This is a genomic window from Ameyamaea chiangmaiensis (assembly GCF_013376175.1).
Lineage (GTDB): Bacteria > Pseudomonadota > Alphaproteobacteria > Acetobacterales > Acetobacteraceae > Ameyamaea > Ameyamaea chiangmaiensis.
In genome coordinates this window covers 1-5,339 of the sequence record NZ_JABXXR010000174.1, presented here as the reverse complement: position 1 = coordinate 5,339, position 5,339 = coordinate 1, and the positions used below count along the sequence as shown (strand labels likewise).

The window sequence follows — 5,339 nt, the reverse complement described above, 5'->3', positions numbered from 1 at the left end:
AACCCGCCGCCCGCGCCGTCAGGCCCGGTATCACGCCCGGCCACGCCCCCGGCCGACGTGGCCCGCGATGCCGCACAGGCCTTTCCGTCCGCAGCCAAGAAAATGGCTGAAACCGGCACCACCCCGGCGCAGGTCGGCAGCGGGTCGGGCAAGGACGGCCGGATTACCAAGGGCGACGTCCTCGCCTTCCTGGCACAGCCGCCCGTCGCGTCCGCACCGCCGGCCTCCGCCAGCCAGCGCAAGGACGATCCGCGCGAAGAACGCGTGAAGATGACGCGCCTGCGCCGCACGATCGCCCGTCGCCTCAAGGACGCACAGAACACCGCCGCCATCCTGACGACGTTCAATGAAGTCGACATGTCGGCGGCCAAGGCCCTGCGCGCCGAATACCGCGAAGCTTTCGAGAAAAAGCACAACGGTGCGAAGCTGGGCTTCATGTCGATTTTCGCGCGGGCCGTGATCTCGGCCCTGCAGGAATTCCCGGCAATCAATGCCGAAATCGACGGCGAGGACGTGATCTATCGCAAGTTCGTCAATCTGGGCATCGCCGTGGGTGGGCCGAACGGTCTGGTCGTTCCGGTCCTGCGCGATGCCGAGCAACTGAGCTTCGCCGAGATCGAGCGCAAGATCGCAGGCTTCGGCAAGGCCGCGCGCGACGGCGCGCTCAAGCTCGACGAACTGACCGGTGGCACGTTCTCGATCACGAACGGCGGCATCTATGGGTCGCTGATGTCGACACCAATCCTCAACGCGCCGCAATCGGCCATTCTGGGCATGCACGCGATCCAGGACCGTCCGATCGCCGTGAACGGCCAGGTCGTCATCCGCCCGATGATGTATATCGCCCTGTCCTACGATCACCGCATCGTCGACGGCAAGGAAGCGGTCAGCTTCCTGGTGCGCGTCAAGCAGGGCGTCGAGGATCCGCGTCGCCTGCTGCTCGGCCTCTGATCGCCTCCACGGTCTGAGGTCGCTGCCGGGCCGCCCCCTCGGGCACCCGGCAGCCTGCACGCCCGACCGTCCACCGACCATCACGGGGATGTCCCCCCAAAGGGCGCGGGTCGTCGTCCGTGCCCCCCGATCCTACGGAACACGCACCATGCCCATCGAGATCAAGGTTCCCACGCTCGGCGAGAGCGTCACCACAGCCACCATCGGCCGCTGGCTGCGCAAGCCCGGCGATGCGGTCAAGGCGGACGAGCCCATTGTCGAGCTGGAAACCGACAAGGTCAGCGTCGAGGTCAATGCTCCGGCCGCGGGCGTTCTGGGCGCCGCAGCCGTGGCCGAAGGGGCCGAGGTCGAAGTGGGCTCTGTCCTGACGACCCTGGACGAGAAGGGCACGACCACCGCGACGCCCGCCGCCATCCCGGCCCCGACGCCCGAGGCACCCGCTTCCAAACCCGCCGCACCGAAGGCCGCACCGGCCGCCGAAGCCCCCGGCGAGACGGATTACGACGTGGTCGTCATCGGCGCCGGACCGGGCGGATATGTCTGCGCGATCCGCGCGGCGCAGCTTGGCTTCAAGGTGGCCTGCGTGGAAAAGCGCGCGACACTTGGCGGCACCTGCCTGAACGTCGGCTGCATCCCTTCCAAGGCGCTCCTGCAATCGTCCGAAAACTATCATGCCGTGACGCATGATTTCGCATCCCACGGCATCGGGATCGGGAATGTCTCGCTCGATCTGGCCCGTATGCAGGCGCGCAAGGGCGAAGTGGTCGACGCCAACGTCAAGGGCGTTGAGTTCCTGTTCAAGAAGAACAAGGTAACATGGCTCAAGGGTCTTGGCCGCATTGAGGGGCCCGGGCGCCTTACCGTCGACGGCAAGCCGGTCACGGCCAAACACATCGTGATCGCCAGCGGCTCGGACAGCGCGCCGCTGCCGGGTGTGGACGTGGATGAAAAGACGATCGTGACATCGACCGGCGCGCTGGAACTGTCGTCTGTCCCGAAGAAAATGGTCGTCATCGGCGGCGGGGTGATCGGGCTGGAACTGGGCAGCGTCTGGCATCGCCTCGGCGCCGAAGTCACCGTGATCGAATTCCTCGACCGCCTCGTCCCCGGCATCGACGGCGAAGTGGCCAAGCAGTTCCAGCGTGTGCTGAGCCGCCAGGGCCTGAAGATGAAGCTCGGCCACAAGGTGACCAAGGCTGAAAAGAGCGATAAGGGCGTGACCCTGACGGTCGAACCGGCCAAGGGCGGCACGGCCGAAACGATCGCGGCCGATATCGTGCTTCTGGCCATCGGCCGCGTCGCCGCCAGCGAGAAGATGGGACTGAAGGAAGCCGGGATCGAGCTCGACCCGCGAGGCCGGATCGTGACCGATGCCCATTACGCAACCAGCGTCCCGGGCATCTATGCGATTGGCGATGTGATCACCGGCCCGATGCTGGCCCACAAGGCCGAGGAAGAGGGCGTTGCGGTGGCCGAGCTTCTGGCCGGCCAGGCCGGGCACGTGAATTACGACGCGATCCCGTCGGTCGTCTACACATGGCCGGAAGTCGCCGCCGTTGGGCGCACCGAAGAGCAGCTGAAGGCCGATGGCGTCGGCTACAAGACCGGCAAGTTCCCCTTCACCGCCAATGGCCGTGCCCGCGCAATGGGCATGACAGACGGATTCGTGAAGGTGCTGGCCTGCGACACGACCGATCGGGTGCTGGGCGTGCACATCATAGGGCCGGGCGCGGGCGAACTGATCGCCGAGGCCACGATGGCGATCGAATTCGGGGCGTCGTCGGAAGACATCGCGCGTACCTGCCACGCCCATCCGACCCTGAGCGAGGCGGTCAAGGAAGCCGCGCTCGACGTCGAAAAGCGCGCCATTCATATCTGACCCCATGGCGCGGGGCGGCGTCCTGCCCGCACCCGCGCCACAGTCGCCATGGGGACGTGCGGCCGACGGCGCTCGGCCTCCCCCGCGAACACATCTGTTGCCAGTTCCCCCGGATTCGCCGAAGGTTACCATAAGGCCCGGTATTCATCGGCGGGGAGGATGTGAACGTGTTGAGCAATCGGTCGTGGACACAGACCCTCGGCGCCATCGGCATCGCCACATTGCCGTTCAGCACGCCCGCCTCTGCGTCCGACGTCATCGAACCTGCACCGGCCGCCGTTCTGCCGCCGCCGCTGCCGGCGACGGATCCGGAAAACCCGGCCATCATCATCCCGCCGCTGCCCGCCCTCAGCGACGCCGCCGCCCGTGCCGAGGCCGAGCGCCTGTCGGGGCTGATGCGCGCGAACGTCCCCTCTTTCTCGCAGTTTTCCCCCGACACCCGCGCACGTTTCATCACGCTGGCGCAGGCGCAGATCGCGCAGGCAGAAACGCCGATCGACCGCGCGCAGGTCATCATGGTCGTCGATCGCAATCCGCGCGTGCAGGCGGTCTGCTTCATTTTGGCGTTGCCGAAGGGCGCGTGGCAGGTCATCGGCGGCACTCATGTCTCCACCGGGCAGAGCGGCCGGAAGTTCTACTACATCACGCCCACGGGCGTGTTCGAGAACACGGTCGATCGCCTTGGCTATCGCGCCGAGGGCACGAAGAACGAAAACGGCATTCGCGGCATCGGCGCCAAGGGCATGCGCGTGTGGGACATGGGGTGGCAATGGGCCACCAAGGGGTGGCTGGACAGCGGCGAGCGCGGCGAGATCCGCCTCGAAATCCACGCGACAGACCCCGACTTTCTCGAACGCCGTCTGGGTCACCCCGCGTCCGAAGGGTGTATCCGCATCCCCGCCAAACTGAATGTGTTCCTCGACCACTACGGCATTCTCGATGCCGAATACGAACAGGCCGCCAGCTACGACATCCGCTTTCGCGCCCTGCTGCCCAAGGACCGCCAGCCGACGCCGATCGCGGGCGATCTGGTGGTGGTGGTCGACTCCGCCGGTGAGAAGAAAACTGCCTGATTGCACACAGCCGGGAAACGGCGACGTGGTTCTTTTCGACCACGCCAGGCTACGCACCCTCATCCCGTTTCTATTGGGGCGTCCTTACCAATCCTTCGTAGCGGACGCGTTGGAATACAAGGCTTGACCGGTATTCCCGGCATAAGCGAACATGTTTTTCGCCTAAAAAGACAGCGATGCGGGTATGGTGACAACCTGCGGTCTCCACGGAGACAGTCACGCTTGAGCGCATAAGCCCGCTCTTGGCCATGGCCGGACACGACGAGGATAGGCCTTGTCCGTGATCGGTCGTCGCTGCTCACACCGCGATCGCTCCGTGTCCGTTTTACCAACGGAAAGGCACGGCCATGAAGCTGAACCATATCAACCTTTACAGCCGCGATACAGACGCCGACCGGGCAATGTTCGAGCAGTATTTCGGCCTGCGCACTCTCGTCGTGCGTGGAACGAAGATGACCATCATGCAGGATGACGACGGGCTGGTACTGATCATCAACCACTTTGACAATAAGCTTGAGGGCTTCGACTATCCCGCACAGCTCGACATCCTGCACATCGGGTTCATCCAGATGTCTCGCGATGCCGTCGATGCTTTGTATCAGCGCCTGATTGGTGATGGCTGGAATGTACAACCCCCGCACGAAACACATGGCGCGTGGGCTTTCTATTTTCGGGCGAAGGGCGGCTACTTTATCGAAGTGACGACCTTGACGCCGGTTCGCCCCGAAGAAGCGTACGAGAACAAGCCACAGTAGTCTGTGGTGTGCCCGGCGGAGCTATCAGCCGGGCACACGCGTCGTTCGTGCTCCATAATCAGTAGATCAGGGTGCGGTCTGAGTGCGGGCCGTAAGCTTGTTTCCGTCCGGGTCACGAAGATAGGCGACGAATATTCCGTTTGGACGCTCAGTGGGTGGCGTTTCTATACTGGTGCCACCATGGCTGACACCGGCGTCGTGCCAGGCAAGAACATGGGCCGGACTGGCGGCGGCAATGCCGATGGTCCCCCCATTGGCAGCCGTTGCGGGCTGTCCGTTGATCGGCGTTGTGATCATCAGCCGGCTGCCTTCATGTGTATAAATCAGCCGACCTCTGGAATCGATTGCACCAGGAGCGCCACCTAACGCGGCAAATGTTGCGTTGTAGAATATTCGCGCCCGTTCGAGGTCATTGCTGCCAATCATCACATGGGTAAACATGTTTCTTCTCCTGCGCAGAGCACGAAAGGATGATGGACGGTAACAGATCCTGTTGAAAAGCAACGTCAGTCTTTGGACTCTGAGAATCGATATTCCGTTCACGCCACATCGCGACCCGATTGTCGACATCACGAAAAAGGCCCGCCCCCTGTCTGGGAGGCGGGCCTTTTCGTCGTATCGGGTGTCTACTGCGCGATCAGACGGAGTAATACATCTCGAACTCGACGGGGTGTGGTGTGT

Annotated in this window: 5 protein-coding genes; 4 read left to right on the top strand and 1 reads right to left on the bottom strand. The window is 63.9% G+C overall.

Annotated features, from left to right (window positions below; genetic code table 11):
- The 4 genes from odhB to HUK82_RS14320 form a co-directional block, all read left to right on the top strand.
- Window positions 1-951, top strand: a 951-nt coding sequence (gene odhB / locus HUK82_RS14335) for a 2-oxoglutarate dehydrogenase complex dihydrolipoyllysine-residue succinyltransferase (protein WP_176614606.1), incomplete at its 5' end; no start/stop codon positions are given.
- 148 nt (window positions 952-1,099) lie between these two features.
- Window positions 1,100-2,830 (top strand): dihydrolipoyl dehydrogenase, encoded by a 1,731-nt coding sequence (gene lpdA, locus HUK82_RS14330; protein WP_176614605.1) that lies wholly within the window; start codon window positions 1,100-1,102, stop codon window positions 2,828-2,830.
- Between the two features lie 206 nt (window positions 2,831-3,036).
- On the top strand, window positions 3,037-3,903 hold the full coding sequence (locus HUK82_RS14325) for a L,D-transpeptidase (RefSeq protein ID WP_373318224.1): 867 nt from the start codon (window positions 3,037-3,039) through the stop codon (window positions 3,901-3,903).
- Between the two features lie 347 nt (window positions 3,904-4,250).
- Window positions 4,251-4,658, top strand: a complete 408-nt coding sequence (locus tag HUK82_RS14320) for a VOC family protein (RefSeq protein ID WP_176614604.1) — start codon at window positions 4,251-4,253, stop codon at window positions 4,656-4,658.
- Window positions 4,659-4,724: 66 nt separating this feature from the next.
- Here the strand turns inward: HUK82_RS14320 and HUK82_RS14315 are convergent, their stop codons facing one another.
- On the bottom strand, window positions 4,725-5,099 hold the full coding sequence (locus tag HUK82_RS14315) for a VOC family protein (RefSeq protein ID WP_176614603.1): 375 nt from the start codon (window positions 5,097-5,099) through the stop codon (window positions 4,725-4,727).
- Window positions 5,100-5,339 lie beyond the last annotated feature (240 nt).